Source organism: Achromobacter sp. (genome assembly GCF_050285565.1).
In the GTDB taxonomy this organism is placed as follows: domain Bacteria; phylum Pseudomonadota; class Gammaproteobacteria; order Burkholderiales; family Burkholderiaceae_B; genus Achromobacter.
The window spans coordinates 104,801-121,028 of record NZ_JBLZXG010000011.1 but is presented as its reverse complement, the minus strand read 5'-3'; the positions used below and the strand labels follow the sequence as shown (position 1 = coordinate 121,028).

Annotated in this window: 13 protein-coding genes; 6 read left to right on the top strand and 7 right to left on the bottom strand. The window is 70.8% G+C overall.

Annotated features, from left to right (window positions below; all coding sequences use genetic code 11):
* Positions 1-5: 5 nt before the first annotated feature.
* Genes ACN6O8_RS22245 through ACN6O8_RS22235 form a run of 3 tightly spaced genes read right to left on the bottom strand, consistent with a single transcriptional unit; the run spans position 6 to position 2,856 of the window.
* Positions 6-839: an HpcH/HpaI aldolase/citrate lyase family protein gene (locus tag ACN6O8_RS22245; RefSeq protein WP_427993155.1), complete on the bottom strand. Its 834-nt coding sequence runs from the start codon at positions 837-839 to the stop codon at positions 6-8.
* Positions 836-2,029, bottom strand: coding sequence for a CaiB/BaiF CoA transferase family protein (locus tag ACN6O8_RS22240; protein ID WP_427993154.1), 1,194 nt, complete (start codon positions 2,027-2,029; stop codon positions 836-838). Before ACN6O8_RS22240 ends, ACN6O8_RS22245 begins: the two co-directional genes overlap by 4 nt.
* Positions 2,026-2,856 (bottom strand): FAS1-like dehydratase domain-containing protein, encoded by an 831-nt coding sequence (locus ACN6O8_RS22235; protein ID WP_427993153.1) that lies wholly within the window; start codon positions 2,854-2,856, stop codon positions 2,026-2,028. The genes ACN6O8_RS22240 and ACN6O8_RS22235 overlap by 4 nt, the downstream gene beginning before the upstream one ends.
* Positions 2,857-2,992: 136 nt before the next feature.
* On the opposite strand from ACN6O8_RS22235, the gene ACN6O8_RS22230 reads away from it, so the two are divergent.
* Positions 2,993-3,886 carry a LysR substrate-binding domain-containing protein gene (locus tag ACN6O8_RS22230; protein ID WP_427993152.1) on the top strand — a complete coding sequence of 298 codons (894 nt, stop codon included), beginning with the start codon at positions 2,993-2,995 and terminating at the stop codon, positions 3,884-3,886.
* Positions 3,887-3,961: 75 nt separating this feature from the next.
* Here the strand turns inward: ACN6O8_RS22230 and paaG are convergent, their stop codons facing one another.
* Genes paaG through ACN6O8_RS22215 form a run of 3 tightly spaced genes read right to left on the bottom strand, consistent with a single transcriptional unit; the run spans position 3,962 to position 7,093 of the window.
* Entirely contained in the window at positions 3,962-4,762 is an 801-nt protein-coding gene (gene paaG, locus ACN6O8_RS22225) for a 2-(1,2-epoxy-1,2-dihydrophenyl)acetyl-CoA isomerase PaaG (protein WP_427993151.1), read from the bottom strand.
* Positions 4,759-5,871, bottom strand: a complete 1,113-nt coding sequence (locus ACN6O8_RS22220) for an acyl-CoA dehydrogenase family protein (protein ID WP_427993150.1) — start codon at positions 5,869-5,871, stop codon at positions 4,759-4,761. Before ACN6O8_RS22220 ends, paaG begins: the two co-directional genes overlap by 4 nt.
* A gap of 31 nt (positions 5,872-5,902) precedes the next feature.
* On the bottom strand, positions 5,903-7,093 hold the full coding sequence (locus tag ACN6O8_RS22215) for an acyl-CoA dehydrogenase family protein (protein WP_427993149.1): 1,191 nt from the start codon (positions 7,091-7,093) through the stop codon (positions 5,903-5,905).
* 195 nt (positions 7,094-7,288) lie between these two features.
* On the opposite strand from ACN6O8_RS22215, the gene ACN6O8_RS22210 reads away from it, so the two are divergent.
* The 5 genes from ACN6O8_RS22210 to ACN6O8_RS22190 are packed head-to-tail and all read left to right on the top strand — an operon-like array spanning position 7,289 to position 12,400.
* Positions 7,289-7,687: a Zn-ribbon domain-containing OB-fold protein gene (locus tag ACN6O8_RS22210; protein ID WP_427993148.1), complete on the top strand. Its 399-nt coding sequence runs from the start codon at positions 7,289-7,291 to the stop codon at positions 7,685-7,687.
* Entirely contained in the window at positions 7,684-8,856 is a 1,173-nt protein-coding gene (locus ACN6O8_RS22205) for a thiolase (protein WP_427993147.1), read from the top strand. Before ACN6O8_RS22210 ends, ACN6O8_RS22205 begins: the two co-directional genes overlap by 4 nt.
* A gap of 17 nt (positions 8,857-8,873) precedes the next feature.
* Entirely contained in the window at positions 8,874-10,394 is a 1,521-nt protein-coding gene (locus ACN6O8_RS22200) for a class I adenylate-forming enzyme family protein (RefSeq protein ID WP_427993146.1), read from the top strand.
* Positions 10,395-10,449: 55 nt separating this feature from the next.
* Positions 10,450-11,427 carry a Bug family tripartite tricarboxylate transporter substrate binding protein gene (locus ACN6O8_RS22195; protein ID WP_427993145.1) on the top strand — a complete coding sequence of 326 codons (978 nt, stop codon included), beginning with the start codon at positions 10,450-10,452 and terminating at the stop codon, positions 11,425-11,427.
* A 19-nt stretch (positions 11,428-11,446) separates the two neighbouring features.
* A complete protein-coding gene (locus ACN6O8_RS22190; RefSeq protein ID WP_427993144.1) occupies positions 11,447-12,400 on the top strand; it encodes an NAD(P)H-dependent flavin oxidoreductase in 954 nt (317 codons plus the stop codon).
* A 3-nt stretch (positions 12,401-12,403) separates the two neighbouring features.
* Here ACN6O8_RS22190 and ACN6O8_RS22185 read toward each other — a convergent pair whose 3' ends face one another.
* The gene (locus ACN6O8_RS22185; protein WP_427993143.1) at positions 12,404-16,069 is read right to left on the bottom strand and encodes an autotransporter outer membrane beta-barrel domain-containing protein; all 3,666 of its coding nucleotides are present in this window, start codon (positions 16,067-16,069) and stop codon (positions 12,404-12,406) included.
* Positions 16,070-16,228: the final 159 nt, after the last annotated feature.

The window sequence follows — 16,228 nt, the reverse complement described above, 5'->3', positions numbered from 1 at the left end:
CCGGATCAGCCGACGCTGGCTTCGCCAGCCTGCGCCAGTACGCGGCGGGCGCGGGAGATGACGGGCGCGTCCACCATCTTGCCATCCAGCATGAAGGTGCCGGCGGCCTTGTCGCGGTGCGCGTCGACCACGCGGCGGGCCCAGGCCAGCTCGGAAGGATCCGGCGCGAAGGCGGCGTGGATCGCCGCCACCTGCGCGGGATGGATGCACAGCATGCCGCCGAAACCCATCTGCTGGGCGCGCGCGGCGGCGGCGGACAGCCCTGCGTGGTCCTCGACGCCCGGGAACACGCCGTCCAGCGCCGGCGCCAGCCCGGCGGCGCGGGTCTGCAGCAGCACCTGCACGCGGGCGTGGTCCAGCACCGTTTCGGCGCCGGCGGTGTCGGGCGCCAGCCCCAGGTCCAGGCCGTAGTCGAGGCTGCCGAACGCCAGCCGCGCCACGCCGGGCGTGCCGGCGACCTCGGCGGCGTTGAGGATGCCGCGCGCGGTTTCCAGGATGGGAATGACCGGCAGCCCGGCCTGCGCGACGTGGCGCACCTGCGCCAGGCTTTCGGCCTTGGGCAGCAGGATGCCGGCCACCGCCGGCTTGCCGCGGCAGGCCTTGAGATCGTCGTCGTGCCACGAGGTGGAGGCGTCGTTGATCCGTACCCATACCCGCGCCTGCGGCTGCGTGCCGAGAAAATCACAGAGCGCTTCGCGCGCCGAGGCCTTGGCCAGGTGCTCGACCGCGTCTTCCAGGTCGACGATGACGGCGTCGGCGCCGCTGGCCAGGGCCTTGGGGATGCGGTCGGGACGGGAGGCCGGCACGAACAGCGCGGTACGAACGACGGAATGCATCACACCACCTCCGAAGCATGCAATTGCGCCACCTGTTCGGGCGCGTATCCCAATGATGCTAGCACCGCATCCGTGTTCTGGCCCACGGCGGGCACCGCCGCCATGCGCGGCGCGAAGGCGTTGCTGCTGGCCGGCGGCAGCAGCGCCGGCAGCGCGCCGGCCGGGCTGTCGACCTGGCTCCAGCGGTCGCGCGCCCGCAATTGCGGGTGGGCCCAGACCCCGGCCATGTCGTTGACCCGGGCGTTGGCGATCTGGGCGTCTTCCAGCCGGTCGGTGACCTGCTGCACGCTGAGGTCGGCGAAGGCCGCCACGATCAGCGCGCGCAGGGCCTCGCGGTTGGCGGTGCGCAGCGAGTTGGTGGCAAAGCGCGGGTCCTCGGCCAATTCGGCCTGGCGCAGCACCTGGGCGCAGAACACGCGCCATTCGCGTTCGTTCTGCAGGCCCAACATGATGGTGTTGCCGTCGCCGGTGGGGAACGGGCCATACGGGTAGATCGAGGCGTGGGCCGCGCCGGCGCGCACCGGCGGCTTGGCGCCCTCGAACGCGTAGTACATCGGAAAGCCCATCCACTCGACCATGCTTTCGAGCATGGAGACGTCCAGGCGGCTGCCCAGGCCGGTCTTCTGGCGCAGCAGCAGCGCGTTGAGGATGGCCGAATAGGCGTACATGCCGGCCGAGATGTCGGCGATGGAGCAGCCCGCCTTGACCGGGTCGTCGGCGGTGCCGGTGACCGACAGGAAGCCGCTTTCGCTCTGGATCAGCAGGTCGTAGGCCTTCTTGTCCTGGTAGGGACCGCCTTCGCCATAGCCGGAGATGTCGCAGACGATCAGGCGCGGGAAGCGGGCGTGCAGCGCCTCGAACGACAGGCCCAGGCGCGCCGCGGCGCCGGGTGCCAGATTCTGCACCAGCACGTCGGCCTGTTGCAGCAGGCGCTCCATGATGTCGCCGGCTTCATCGCGCTTGAGGTCCAGCGTCAGGCTTTCCTTGGAGCGGTTGGTCCAGACGAAGTGCGACGACAGGCCGCGCACGCGCTCGTCGTAGCCGCGGGCGAAGTCGCCCGCGCCGGGGCGTTCGATCTTGATGACGCGCGCGCCCATGTCCGCCAGTTGGCGGGTGCAGAACGGGGCGGCGATGGCGTGTTCGAGGCTGACGACGGTGATGCCGTCCAGCGGGCGGGGGGCGGGCGTGCTCATGCGGTGAACCTCAGCTCGGCCTGGTGGGCCAGCGTGCCGTCCTGCTCGGCCCAGAGCCGGGCCAGGCCCGGTTCCTCGACAAGGCCGGCGACCTGGAACGGCGTGGGCGCAATCAGCGGCCGCAGGCCGCGGTACGACAGGTGCGTGGGGCGCGCGCCGGGATGGGCGCGCAGGAAAGCGGCGACCATCTCGGTGGCGATCAGCGGGCCGTGCACCACCAGGCCCGGATAGCCTTCGGTGCCGGTGACATAGGGATGATCGTAGTGGATGCGGTGGCCGTTGAAGGTGACGGCCGAATAGCGGAACAGCAGCACCGAGGTAGGCTCGATGGTGTCGCGCCATTGCGCCCGCGGCGCCGGCTCGGTGCCGGTGAGCTTGGGCGGCGTGGGCTGGCGGTAGACGATGTCCTGCTCTTCCAGGATCGCCGCCTCGCCATCCTGGCGGTACTCGTGGCGCACCGTCACGAACAGCAGCGCGCCGGTGCGGCCGGCCTTTTCCTTGACGTCGGCCACCACCGAAACCCGTTCGGCCGGCACGCCCACCCGCAGCGGACGGCGGAATTCGACGCGGCCGCCGGCCCACATGCGGTTGCGGTCGTGCGCCGGCGGCAGGAAGCCGCCACGGGCCGGGTGCCCATCCGTCCCCAATCCGTCGGCCGCCACCGTGCTGATGAAGAACGCCCACTGCCACAAGGGGGGCAAGGGGTCGCCCACCGCGGGCGCGGGGCGGCCCAGCGTGGCGGCGATGCGCGCCGCGTGGCCGGGGTCCAGCGCGTCCGCCTGGCGCTCGCCGCTGCCGATCCAGCCGGCCGGGTCTGTCGATGTCATGCCGAGATTCCTCTGGTAAATGGTCTGACGGCTAGCATCCCGCATGCCGTGCACGCTGTGAATTCATTTTTCCTCAAGGCCGGGTTTGGGGCCCCTGAATCGTGCGCCCGGCGCCGGGCACCGTAATATAGGCGCCATGCACTTCGACCTCGCCGACCTCCGCCTGTTCATCCACATCGCCGAATCCCCCAGCCTGACGCAGGCCGCCAAGCGGGCGCACCTGTCGCTGGCCGCGGTCAGCGTGCGGATCAAGGCGCTGGAGAACCAGCTCGGTACCCGCCTGTTGTACCGCGACAGCCGCGGCGTGGAAATCACCCCGGCCGGCCAACGGCTGTTGCAGCATGCGCGGGTCATCATGCGCCAGGTCGACCACCTGAAGCACGATTTCCAGGAACAGGCCGACGGCGACACCGGACACATCCGCATTTTCGCCAACACCACCGCGGTGACGGAGTTCATGCCGGACATCCTGGCGCAATTCCTGGCGGGCCATCCCGGCGTCACGGTCGACCTGCAGGAACGCCTGACGCGCGACATCGTGCGCGGCGTGCTGGATGGCACCACCGACCTGGGCATCGTCGCCGGCCCGGTCGACGCGCCCGAATTGCAAACCATCCACTTCAGCACCGACCGGCTGGTGCTGGTGGTGCCCAACGGCCATCCCCTGCAAGATCAGGACAAGGTCAAGCTGGCCGACGCGGTGCGCTATCCGTTCATCACCATGCACGAGGGCTCGACGCTGGTGGCGTTCCTGCGTGACCAGCTCGAGCGCATCGGCCAGCGCCTGCCGCAGCGCATCCAGCTCTACAGCTTCGACTCGATCTGCCGCATGGTGCAGGCGGGCGTCGGCGTTGGCGTGATCCCGGATTCCGCCGCGCGCCGCTATGGCGCGGAGAGGAAGCTGCGGGTGGTGGAGCTGGACGAACCCTGGGTAGTGCGCGAGCGCAAGCTGCTGGTGCGCGACGTCGACGCCCTGCCCGGCTGCGCGCGTGAGCTGATCGCGCAGATCCGCCAGCCGGCGGCCGCCTGAGGCCTCGCCGCTGGGCGCCGGTAGGCGCGGCGGCGGCGCGCATTCGCGCGCTGGCTCCGGCTGCGATATCGCGCCCTAACGCCCCGTGAACGCCGGCGCGCGCTTGTGCGCGAAGGCGCGCATGCCCTCCAGGTAGTCGTCGGTGTAGCCCAGCTCGCGTTGCAGGGCGCATTCCAGGTCGAACTGCTGCGCCAGGGTGTTGCCGCTGGAGGCATGCAAGGCGGCCTTGGTCGCGGCATAGGCGCGGGTCGGCCCGGCCGCCAGCGTGGCGTGGACCTCGGCCAGCGTGGCCGCCAGATCCGCATCCGGCACCACGCGCCAGATCAGGCCCCAAGCCTCGGCCTGCCGCGCGCTGACGGCCTCGCCGAACAAGGCCGCGCCCATGGCCCGCGCCGACCCCACCAGGCGCGGCAGAAACCAGGTGCCGCCGGCGTCCGGCAACAGGCCGATCTTGCTGAAGGCCTGAATGAAGCGCGCCGACTCCACCGCGAACACCACGTCGCACGCCAGCGCCAGGCTGGCGCCGGCGCCGGCCGCCACGCCGTTCATCACACACACCACCGGCGCCGGCAGCGCGCGCAACCGCAGGATGAGCGGCTTGTACAGTTTTTCCAGATTCTCGCTCAGGTCACGGCGCGAACCGTCCTCGGCCGGCTTGCGCTCGCCCAGGTCCTGGCCGGCGCAGAAACCGCGGCCGGCGCCAGTCAGGATCACGCCGCGCAATCCGGCGTGCGCCTCCAGCGTGTCCAGCGCCCGCGCCAGTTCGGCGTGCATGACGGCGGTGAAGCTGTTCAGGCGCTCGGGGCGGTTGAGCGTGATGACGCCCACGCCCTGCTCCAGGGTGAAGGTGATTTGGGCATAGTCCACGGTGCTCATGCCAGTTCCTCCAGCACCGCCAGTTGTTCGGCGCTGTCGCCCAGCAGCAGATCCACCACCGTCAGGCGCTTGAAATAGTCGCCGACCTCCAGTTCATCCGTCATGCCCATGCCGCCGTGCAACTGCACCGCCATCTGCGCCACCAGCCGGCCGGCGCGCGCGGTTTCCAGCTTGGCCGCGGCCAGCATGCGGCGGCGCCGCGCCGCGTCGGGCTCGGTCAGCGCGGCCACGGCCACGTAGGCCATCGACAGCGCCAGTTCCTTGGCCACCAGCATTTCCGCCAGTCGGTGCTGCAGCGCCTGGAAGGAAGCCAGCGGCTGGCCGAACTGCCTGCGCGTCTTGAGATAATCGACGGTGATTTCCAGCAAGCGATCCATCGCGCCCGCCGCATGGGCGCAGAGCGCCGCCGTGCCCCATTGCAACGCTTGCGCCAAGGCCGCGTCGGCCGCTTCGCCTCGCGCCAACACCGCGTCGGCGGCAAGCGACACCGCGTCGAAATCCAGCCGCGCGCAACGCGCGCCGTCCAGCGTCGGCGTATCGGTGACGCGCACCCCGGCCGCATCCGCCGGCACCGCCAACAACAGGGCAACGCCGTCTTCATCTCGCGCGCTCGCCAGCCAGGCGTGGGCCGCGGCGCCATGCCACACCAGGTGCTTGACGCCGTCCAGGCGCCAGCCGTTGCCGTCGCGCGTTGCGCGGCAGTCGCGCGGATCGGCCTGATAGCGGCGCCCGGGCTCCTGGTACGCCACGCTGACCACCTGCTCGCCCGAGGCGATGGCGGGCAACCAGCGCTCGCGCGCGGCGTCGCCGCAGGCGCCGACCAGGGCCGCGCCCATCACCGCGCTGGGGATCACCGGCTCGGCCACCAGCCCGCGCCCCAGTTCCAGGTGCACCGGCAGCAGGCTGGCCGGCCCTTCGCCAAAGCCGCCCGCTTCCTGCGGGATGTTCAGGCCCAGCACGCCCAGTTCGGCCAGCGCGGCCCAGGCCGCCGGATCCAGCCGCCCCGCCGTCTCGCGGGCGCGGCGCCGCGGCCGGGTCCATGCCTGGTCCACCAGGCGGCGCAGGCTGTCGGCCAGCATGCGCTGTTCTTCGGTATAGAGGAAATCCATGCGTCGTGTTCCTTGCGGATGCGGGCCGGGCCTACAGGCCCAGCACCAGGCGGGCGATGATGCCCTTCTGCACTTCGGTGGTGCCGCCGTAGATCGAGGTCTTGCGCATGTCGGCATAGCCGGCGCCCGACGCGGCCGCCATCTCCGGGCCGGGGCCGTGGTAGTCGGCCTCGGCCAGCATCCATTCGGGGTCGTAGGGCCAGGCGTCGGGGCCGGCGACTTCCATCTGCAGCATGGCCAGGTCCTGCTGGATCTCGGAACCGCGGATCTTCAGCACCGAGGCTTGCGGGCCGGGCGTGCCGCCGTTGCTGGCCGCCACGCGCAGCAGCAGCATTTCCAGCGCCATGATGTCGACCTCGATGCGCGAGATGCGGTCGCGCATGCGGCTGTCGGCCAGCAGCGGCCGGCCGCGCGCGGTGGCGCGCGCGGCCATGTCCTTGAGGATGCCCTGTTCGCGATGGCAATGACCCAGGCCGGCGATGCCGGTGCGTTCGTGGCCGAGCAGGTATTTGGCGTAGGTCCAGCCCTGATTCTCCTCGCCCACCAGATTGGCGACGGGCACCCGCACGTTCTCCAGCCAGACCTCGTTGACGTCATGGCCGCCGTCGAGCGTGCGGATCGGGCGCACGGTCACGCCCGGGGCGCGCATGTCCAGCAGCAGCATCGAAATGCCGCGCTGCGCGCGCGCCTCGGGATCGGTGCGGGCCAGGCAGAACATCCAGTCGGCGTACTGCGCCAGCGTGGTCCAGGTCTTCTGGCCGTTGACCACGTAGTCATCGCCGTCGCGCACCGCGCGGGTCTTGAGCGAGGCCAGGTCCGAGCCCGCGCCGGGCTCGGAATAGCCCTGGCACCACCAGTCCTGCACGCGCGGCATGCGCGGCAGGAATCGCGCCTGCTGCTCGGCGCTGCCGTACTTCATCAGCACCGGGCCGATCATGGACAGGCCGAACGGCAGCAAGCGCGGCGCGCCGGCCTTGAAGCACTCGATTTCGAAGATCAGCCGTTCCAGCGCGTTCCAGCCGGTGCCGCCATGCTCGACCGGCCAGTTGGGCGCGCCCCAGCCCCGGTCGGCCAGGATGTTGTGCCAACGCACGTAGTCATCGCGCTCCAGGCGCTGGTGCCGGCGCACCTTGTCGCGGATGTCGCGCGGCAGCCGGTCGGCGGCGAACGCGCGCACCATTTCGCGGAACCGGATCTCCTCCGGCGTCCAGGTCAGATTCATGGCCTACCTCCTTTGGCGGGTATCTAGCCATGGCGACCGCGCGCCGGACAATCTGCGGTTGCCGAAGACCGGCTTTTGCCTCGGTGTAGGGCGCACGCACTACGGGCCGGCAAAAGGCCTGCTTCAGCAATGAAGAATGGCACGGGCCGGCGCCAGCCCCGACACTGGCGGCTCATCCATCCGGAACCGCACGCAATGACCGCAACCGACCCACGCGCCACCGAGGGCGCCGAGGCGCAATACCGCCAGGCGCTCGACCAGGGGCGCTTCCAGATCCAGCACTGCGACGCCTGCGACCGCGCCGTGTTCTATCCCCGCATGCTCTGCCCCCATTGCGGTGCGGATCAGTTGTCGTGGCGCACGCCGGACGGCCGCGGCACGGTCTATTCCACCACCATCGTGCGGCGCAAGCCCGAGGCGGGCGGCGACTACAACGTGGCGCTGATCGACCTGGCCGAAGGGGTTCGCCTGATGAGCCGGGTCGAAGGCGTGGCGCCCGAGGCCGTGCGCATCGGCATGGCGGTGCGGGCGCAGGTGGCCGTGAAGGAAGGCCGCGGCCTGCTGGTGTTCGTGCCGAACAAGGAGGCGCAATGATACTGAACGATCTGCGCGGCGCCGTCGCGGTGGCGGGCGTCGGCCATGCCGGCCTGGGCCAGGCCCAAGGCTTCACCGAAATGGAAATCCTGGTGCAGGCGGCGCAGCGCGCCGTGGCCGACGCCGGCCTGTCGATGCGCGACATCGACGGCCTCTGCACCGCCAGCGTGGCCGCGCCCATGTGGGCGATGCCCGTCATCGAGCACCTGGGCATCCGCCCCAGCTTCATCGACAGCACCATGCTGGGCGGCTCCAGCTTCGTGGCGCACCTGCTGCCGGCGCTGCACGCGCTGGCCTCGGGCCAATGCAACGCCGTGCTGGTCTGCTACGGCAGCACGCAGCGCACCTCGACGCTGAGCCGCGCCGAGATCGGCCGCGTGCGCAAGCAGTTCGACCCGCAGCCCTACGAGACGCCGTATGACCCCTTGAGCCCGCTGTCTTCCTATGCGCTGGCCGCGGCGCGCCACATGCACCAGTACGGCACCCGCCGCGAACACCTGGCGCAGGTCGCGCTGGCCGCCAACCAGTGGGCCCAGCTCAACCCCGAGGCCCAACTGCGCGACCCGGCCACGCTGGAACAGATCCTGGCCGCGCGCATGGTGTCCGACCCCCTGAGCGTGCGCGACTGCTGCCTGGTCACCGACGGCGCCGGCGCCTACGTGCTGGTGCGCGCCGACCGCGCCCGCGATCTGCCGCGCCCGCCGGTCTACGTGCTGGGCAACGCCACCGCGGTCTGGAACCGCCAGATCTCGTCGATGGAGGACCTGACCGTGACCGCCGCCAGCGAGTCTGGCCGCCGCGCCTACGCCATGGCCGGCGTGGCGCCCAAGGACATCGACGTGGTCGAGCTGTACGACGCCTTCACCATCAACACCCTGCTGTTCCTGGAGGACCTGGGCTTCTGCGCCAAGGGCGAGAGCAAGGACTTCATCGCCGGCGGCGCCATCGCCCCCGGCGGGCGGCTGCCGGTCAACACCAATGGCGGCGGCCTGTGCTGCGTGCATCCGGGCATGTACGGCGTCTTCATCATGATCGAGGCCGTGCGGCAACTGCGCGGCGAGGCCGGCGCGCGCCAGGTGGCCGGCGCCCAACTGGCGCTGGTGCACGGCAACGGCGGCACGCTGTCCAGCCAGGCCACCGCCATCCTCGGCACCGCCGCCACGCTTTGATTCCGACCGCAGCAACCATGTCGCACGCCGAACCGCTCACCCGCATCCACCAACTGCTGGCCCGCCAGGCCGGCCGCCAGCCCGACGCCATCTGCCTGTACGAGGAAGGCGGCGGCATTCTGACCTATGCGCAACTATGGCAGCGCGCCCAGGCCGCGGCCGACTGGCTGGCGGCCGCGGGGGTAGAACCGGGCCATCGGGTGATGATGGTCGGCGAGAATTGCGCCGCCATGATCGCCACCCTGTTTGGCTGCTCCCTTGTCGGCGCCTGGCCGGTGGGCGTGAACGCGCGCCTGTCGGCGCGCGAGATCGCCGCGATCGGCGCCCACGCGCAGCCCGAGGTCACGCTCTACACCAGCGGCGTCTCATCGGCGGCCGCCGCCCACGCCGAGGCGGCCGGCGCGCAGCCCGCCGATGCCGGCGCCTGGGGCGCGGGCGTGCATGCGCGCCGCGCGGACGCGCCGACGCTCCCCGAGACCGGCGACGAGGTCGCCGAGGTCGCCACCGTGATCTACACCTCCGGCACCACCGGCGCCCCCAAGGGGGTCATGGTGCCGCATCGCGGCCTGCTGCATTTCGCCGGCGTCTCGGCCGCCTCGCGCCGCCTGACGCCGCGCGACATCGGCTACGCCGCGCTGCCGCTGTCGCACATCTTCGGCATCGCCACCGTGCTGATGGCCACGCTGCATGCCGGCGCCAGCCTGGTGCTGCGCAGCCGCTTCGATCCCGAGGACGCCTTCAAGGCGCTGGCCCATCCGGGCATCAGCATCCTGCAGGGCGTGCCGACCATGTTCCACCGCATGCTGGCGGCCGCGCCGCCGCGCGGCGAACTGCGCGCGCCGGCGCTGCGCTACCTCTACACCGGCGGCGCGGCGCTCGACCCCACGCTCAAGCGCGACGCCGAACGCTACTTCGGCGTCGCCATGCACCACGGCTATGGCATCACCGAATACGCGGGCTCCATGTTCATCACCGACATCGATGCGCCGCCGGCCGACTGCAGCGCCGGCTACGCGGTCGATGGGGTCGAACTGCGCATCGGCGGTCCCGACGCCGACACGCCGCGGCCGGGTGAACGCGGCGACATCCTGATCCGCGGCCCCGGGGTGATGCTGGGCTACTACCGCGATCCGGCGCAGACGGCGCAGGCGCTGCTGCCCGGCGGCTGGCTCAACACCGGCGACATCGGCTACCTGGACGACCGCGGCGCGCTGTATATCGCCGGCCGCTCCAAGGATCTGATCATCCGCTCCGGCTTCAACGTCTACCCGATCGAAGTCGAAGCGGTCATCAACGCCTTCCCCGGCGTGCGTCTGTCGGCGGTGGTCGGCCGCCCCACAGAGGACCACAACGAGGAAGTCATCGCCTTCGTCGAGCCCCTGGCCGGCGCGCGCCTGGACACCCGCCTGCTGATGCTGCACCTGCGCGCCCAGCTGGCGCCGTACAAGCGGCCCGCGCAGATCCACTGCATCGACACGATTCCCACCACCGTCAGCGGCAAGATCCTCAAGCAGCCGCTGAAAGAAAGGCTGGCGTAGGCGCGGCCCCGCTGTTCCGCTCCGCGACCGCCTCATTCCACAAGGAGACATGAGCGTGAACATCAAGACCCTGCTCGCCGCGGCCGCCGCCGTGGCGGCCATGGCGGCCGGCGCCAGCGCCGCCGCCGACAGCGCCTACCCCGACCGACCTATCCGCCTGCTGGTGGGCTACGCCCCTGGCGGCCCCGTGGACACCACCGCGCGCGTCTTCGCCAAGTACCTGGGCGACAAGCTGGGCCAGGCGGTCGTGGTGGAGAACCGTGCCGGCGCCAGCGGCATGATCGCCTCCGACGCCACCGCCAAGGCGCCGCCCGACGGCTACCTGCTGGGCTTTGCCGCCAGCCCCACGCTGACCATGTCGCCGCTGGTCCAGCGCAGCACCCTGTTCGACCCGCGCAAGGACTTCTCGCTGATCGGCCTGGTCGTCGACTACGCCAACGTCCTGCTGATCGGCCCGCAGGCCCCCGCCAAGAGCGTGGGCGAGCTGGTCGACTACGCCCGCGCGCACCCCGACGCCGTGTCGTTCGGCTCGGCCGGCATCGGCGCCTCCAACCACCTGTCGGCCGAACTGCTGAAGAAGCAGGCCGGCGTGCCGATGCTGCACGTGCCCTATCGCGGCAATTCGCCGGCGATGATGGACGTGGTCAGCGGCAAGATCACTTTCATGTTCGACATCACCAGCACCGCCATCCCGTTCATCAAGAGCGGCAAGGCGCGCGCGCTGGCGGTCACCTCGCGCACCCGCAACCCCGAGCTGCCCGACGTGCCCACCATGATCGAGGCGGGCATGAAGGACTACGAGGTGGTCGGCTGGTATGCGCTGGTCGGCCCGCGCAAGCTGCCCGACGCGGTGCAGGCGCGCCTGACCCGGGCGCTGTCCGAGGTCTCGCGCGACCCCGCTTTCCGCCGCGCGATGACCGACGGCGGCTACACCATCAACAGCGGCGACGCCGCCGCCCTGCAACAACGCATCGACCGCGAATACGCCTTGTGGGCCGATGTGATCCAAAGCGCCAACATCCAGGCCAACTGACCCCGACCGGAACCCGCCGATGAAGCCATCCGCATTGCGCACGCAGACCCGACTGCCCGTCATCGGCGCCCCCATGTTCCTGGTCTCCGGCCCGGACCTGGTGGCGGCGCAATGCGGCGCCGGCATCATCGGCACCTTCCCGTCGCTGAATGCAAGACCGCAGGAACAGCTACACGAGTGGATCACCCGCATCGAAGGCAGGCTGGCCCGCGCCCGCCAGGCGGCGCCGGACGCCGTTGTGGCGCCCTACGGCATCAATCTGATCGTCCACCCCAGCAACGCCCGCTGGCAGGGCGACCTGGCCATCTGCGCCGAACGCCGCGTGCCGCTGGTGATCACCTCGCTGCACCCGCCCGAAGCCGTGGTGCGCGCGGTCCACGCCTACGGCGGCCAGGTCTACCACGACGTCACCACGGTGCGTCATGCCCGCCGGGCGCTCGATGCCGGCGTCGATGGCCTGATCCTGGTCGCCGCCGGCGCCGGCGGCCATGCCGGCCAGCTCAACCCGATCGCCCTGGTCAACGAGATCCGCGCCTTTCACGACGGCCCGCTGGCCCTGTCCGGCTGTATCAGCCACGGCAAGGACATCCTCGCGGCCCAGGCCCTGGGCTGCGACTTCGCCTACATGGGGACGCGCTTCATCGCGACCCGCGAATCCCTGGCCAACGACGCCTACCGCGAAATGATCCTGCGCGCCCAGGCCGCCGACGTCACCTACACCCCCTGCTTCTCCGGCGTCCCCGCCAACTACCTGGCCGAAAGCATCCGGGCAGCCGGTCTGGACCCGAACCGGCTGCCCGAGTACGACGCGCCCCCGCCCAACCTCGACAAGAACACCCGTCCCCGGGCCTGGAAGGACATCTGGAGCGCGGGCCAGGGCGTGGGCGCGGCGCAGGAAGTGCTGACGGTGCACGAGCTGGTGAACCTGCTCGAAGCGGAATACCAGCAAGCCAAGCAAGCGCTGCTGCGCTGAACGTCAGAAGCGATAGCTCATCCTGACCGTGCCCGCCTGCGAAGACGCGCGGGACGTGTTGACCAGCGCGTCATAGGCAAGAGACACGTCCAGTTGCCGTGTCAGCGGCAAGCCGACGCTCGCGCCAAACGTCAGGAAACCGCGCGACAGATTGGCGCCAGGCGCGGCGAAGCGCGTGCCGTCCTGCGACACCACCGTCACCGCGCGATCGGTATCGAGCAGTTCCCGGGCATAGGCCACCCGGAACTGGAGGTTGACCGGCCGCTGCGCGCCATCGAACGACTTGTCGAAAGTCATGCCGACGTAAGGCTGCAGACTGCGGGCACTGTCCGAGCCGACATGCAGGTTCTGGCCCCTTGCGCCGCCTTCGTCAAAGCTGTTGGCGTGGAAATAGGCATAGCGCAGCCCCAGCCGTGGCGTCATGACCAGCCCGCCAAGCGCCAAGGGCTTGCTGACCTGCGCCGCCGCCGTGAATTCCTGCCCGATATGATCGCCCTTGGCCGTGCCGACATTCTCGAAAGGCCGCTTCTGCGACAGGAAATGCAGACCGTAGCCGATCACGCCCGTCACATCGACGGGCCCCAGGTCGCGGCTCGCGTAGGTGGCCAGGCGTACCGTGTCGCGCGTGCCGGAGCTTCCGGTATGCTCTTCCGACAGATCGGCATGGGAATAGCCCATCGCCAAGCCGAAGGTGTTGCGCTCGATCCGCTTGTCCACGCCGGCGAGAAAGCCGTATTGGTTTTCCTGGAAGCCCGGCTGCCCGCCCGAGCCGGACAGGCGGCCATGGCGCCCCGTGGCGTTCGCCCAGACCGAAACAGTGTCCGGCGCGTCGGCCGCATCCTGCGCGGAGCCGACGGCGCGCCGCGTCGCGCGCTCGAGCACCGCCGCCGTGGCCGACTGCGCGCTCATCAGGGCGGCGCTGCCGAGCGCCGTATAAATGCTGGTGCGGGTGGGCGCGATGACCACGGGCGTGTCGCCCGGGATGCCCGAGGCCGGGTCGCTCAGCAGTAACGCGACATCGTTGGCGCCATAGGCCACCGATGAACGCAGGCCGTTCAGGTCCGCGCCCGAGGCCAGCGAGCCCGTCACCGACGAGAAACGACCGCTGATGCCGTTGGCCGCGCTCACCACGTTGTAGCGCTTGGCCGAATAAGTGCCCGGCGTGTAGGTGATCGCCAGGGTCCCGTTCAATGTGGCGCTGCCCCCGACCTTGAGCAGCGATGCCTCGGTGGGGCTCACTTCAATGGCCAGGGTCGCGTTCGACGCTTGCGTATAGTTGCCGCCGACGCTCAGCGTGCCAATGGACCCGCCGGGCGACACCGTGCCGCCGTTCGTCACATTGCCGAGAATCGTGCCGTGGCCGCCCAGCGTGCCCTGCGCCCCGACCCCCACGTTGCCGCCCAGCACCGCGCCACCGTGGCCGGCATCGCCCACCTGGAGCGTGCCCTGGCCGACTGTCGTCGTTCCCGTGAATCCGCCACTGGAACCATTGAGCACGAGCATGCCGGCCCCTTGTTTGACCAGTGCGCCGCTGCCCGTGAACTCGCCGCCATAGACGCTGTCGGTGGCCGCGTTGAGCGTCAGCGTGCTGGCGCCGGCAAGCACGCGCGAGCCGGGCACCCCGTACACCCCGGCAAGCGTCTGGCCCGACGCCGCCGACAGGTCGAGCGTCGCGCCGCTGCCCATGAGCGAGATGGCCGAGGCCGCAGACAGCCGGCCGGCGCCCGATAGCACCAGCGTGCCGCCGTTGATCGTGGTCGCGCCGGTGTAGGTGCTTACCCCCGCAAGCGTCTGCGTGCCGCTGTTGAGCACCAGTCCGCCGGTGCCGTCGATAACGCCGGAAAAGACGCCCGCGGCGTTCGTCAGGGTCAGCGTGCGCCCGCCAAGGGCGACTCTTCCGCCCCCCGCCAGGCCGGCCACGGAGGCGCCGTTCGTCGTCGCCGAGATGTCCAGCGTACCGTTGCTGGTCACCCCACTGGAGGCCGCCAGGCTGCCGCCGCCACTGAGCGCGAGGGTCGCGCCGCTGTCGATGAGGGTGGCGCCGGAATAGGTGTTGATGCCCGTCAGCGTCTGGGCGCCGGCGCCCACGCGGACCGCGCCACTGCCTTCGATGACGCCATCGAAAACGCCCGAGGCGTTGGTCAGGGCCAGAGAACGCGCGCCGAGCCGCACCGTGCCGGTGCCCGACAGCGCCTGGATCGATGCGCCCGACGTCACGGCCGAGACATCCAGCACCGAGTTCACCACCACGCCCGATGACGCGGCGAGGCTGCCGCCGCCCACGAGCGCAAGCGTGCCCCCGCTGACCGTGGTCGTGCCCGTGAACGTATTGGCGCCCGACAGCGTCAAGGTGTTGGTGCCAACGACGGTCAACGATCCCGCGCCGGAGACGACCCCGGACATGGTCATCCCTGTCGTCATGGTGGAGAAGGTGACGCCCGATGCGGCATCCGTCAGGATCACATCATTGTTCAGGGTCAGTCCCGTGTGTAACGCGGCAATGGTCGCCGTCGCCCCCGCATCGAACAACAGATTGCCGACGATACTGGATCCGGTCAGCAGATTCAGCGCATTGGACGCGCCGCCGAACTGGATGGCCGCCGCCCGGGCGCCGCCCGGGCCCGTCAACGCGCCCACGATGGTGCCCTGGTTGGTGATCGTGTCCATGCCCCGCGTCACAACGCCGACGCCGCCCCCCACGCCGGCGCCGCCCGTGATCGTTCCGGCATTGGCGAGGGTATTGCGCGTACCGGCAAGATTGACACCGCTGCCGCCGGCGCCGGCACTGGCGGAACCGGACGCGCCCGCTCCCGCCACGCCGCCCGCGCCGCCCGTGATGCTGCCGATGTTGAGGATGTCGGCGTTGCCGCCGAGCACAAGCAGCCCGTCGCCACCGGCGCCGCCGCCACCGCTGAAGCCGCCGGCCCCGCCGGCGCCGCCGACGCCGCCGATGATCGTCCCGGCATTGGAGACCCTTACCTGGCTCGCGACCGCCGTCACGCCGCTGCCGCCACCGCCGCCGCCGCCGCCGTTGCCGCTTATCCCGTTGCTGGTACTGCCGCCGTTGCCCCCGGCACCGCCCGCGACTGTCACGGTATCCGAGATCCAGAGCTCCCCGCCGCTGTAATAGACGCCCGTATTGCCGCCGTTGCCACCGCTGCCGAAATTGTTGCCGTCAGGCCCGCTGGCGCCGGCCGCGCCGGTCAACCCGGCATTGATGGTTATGTTCGAGGAGGTGATCACTAGCGCCGGGGGGTTGGCGGGCGCGCTTCCCGCGTCTCCGCTGGCGCCCGTGCCACCCGTGCCGGCCACGCCCCAGCCGCCCGGATCCTGCACCGTGACGCCGTTGGTGTCGATGTGGCTGGAGCCGCCGCCCTGGCCATTGCCGGCGCCACCCGCGCCGCTACGATCCGGAAAGCCGCCGCCGCCCGGCGCCCCGCAACCGCTTGGGTCGCCGATGGAACAGGCCGCCCAGGCGGGCATCGCGGCGCCCGTCAAGGCCAAGGCAATGGCGGCGCCGCCGGCCGCCGCCAGGAATCGCGCCGCTGTTGGCGCCGGGGCCGCTCCGGACGCCGCCACGGGCGCGAAGTGAGTCTGGGAGGGCGTCAACGACGCCGCGGCGGCGCACGCTGCGCCGTGGGCTGCGAGCCTGGGTTTGCCTTGAATCACGAATATCCCTTTGCATCGCGCCGTCCGCGGCGGGCTGGCACCGGAAAAATACGGCCTCCGCCCGTGGTACGGCGATCATATGATCGCCAGCGCTCACCAGGGCCACGGTTGCGGTGGCCGAGCGCTGGAACGTTGCGCCGTCTTGCTGGCGCACTGGCC

Bases quoted from the DNA above. Each gene is read 5' to 3' on its own strand.
- ACN6O8_RS22240 (WP_427993154.1), bottom strand. From the start codon at position 2,029: ATGAGCACGCCCGCCCCCCGCCCGCTGGACGGCATCACCGTCGTCAGC.
- ACN6O8_RS22235 (WP_427993153.1), bottom strand. From the start codon at position 2,856: ATGACATCGACAGACCCGGCCGGCTGGATCGGCAGCGGCGAGCGCCAG.
- ACN6O8_RS22230 (WP_427993152.1), top strand. From the start codon at position 2,993: ATGCACTTCGACCTCGCCGACCTCCGCCTGTTCATCCACATCGCCGAA.
- paaG (WP_427993151.1), bottom strand. From the start codon at position 4,762: ATGAGCACCGTGGACTATGCCCAAATCACCTTCACCCTGGAGCAGGGC.
- ACN6O8_RS22220 (WP_427993150.1), bottom strand. From the start codon at position 5,871: ATGGATTTCCTCTATACCGAAGAACAGCGCATGCTGGCCGACAGCCTG.
- ACN6O8_RS22215 (WP_427993149.1), bottom strand. From the start codon at position 7,093: ATGAATCTGACCTGGACGCCGGAGGAGATCCGGTTCCGCGAAATGGTG.
- ACN6O8_RS22210 (WP_427993148.1), top strand. From the start codon at position 7,289: ATGACCGCAACCGACCCACGCGCCACCGAGGGCGCCGAGGCGCAATAC.
- ACN6O8_RS22205 (WP_427993147.1), top strand. From the start codon at position 7,684: ATGATACTGAACGATCTGCGCGGCGCCGTCGCGGTGGCGGGCGTCGGC.
- ACN6O8_RS22200 (WP_427993146.1), top strand. From the start codon at position 8,874: ATGTCGCACGCCGAACCGCTCACCCGCATCCACCAACTGCTGGCCCGC.
- ACN6O8_RS22190 (WP_427993144.1), top strand. From the start codon at position 11,447: ATGAAGCCATCCGCATTGCGCACGCAGACCCGACTGCCCGTCATCGGC.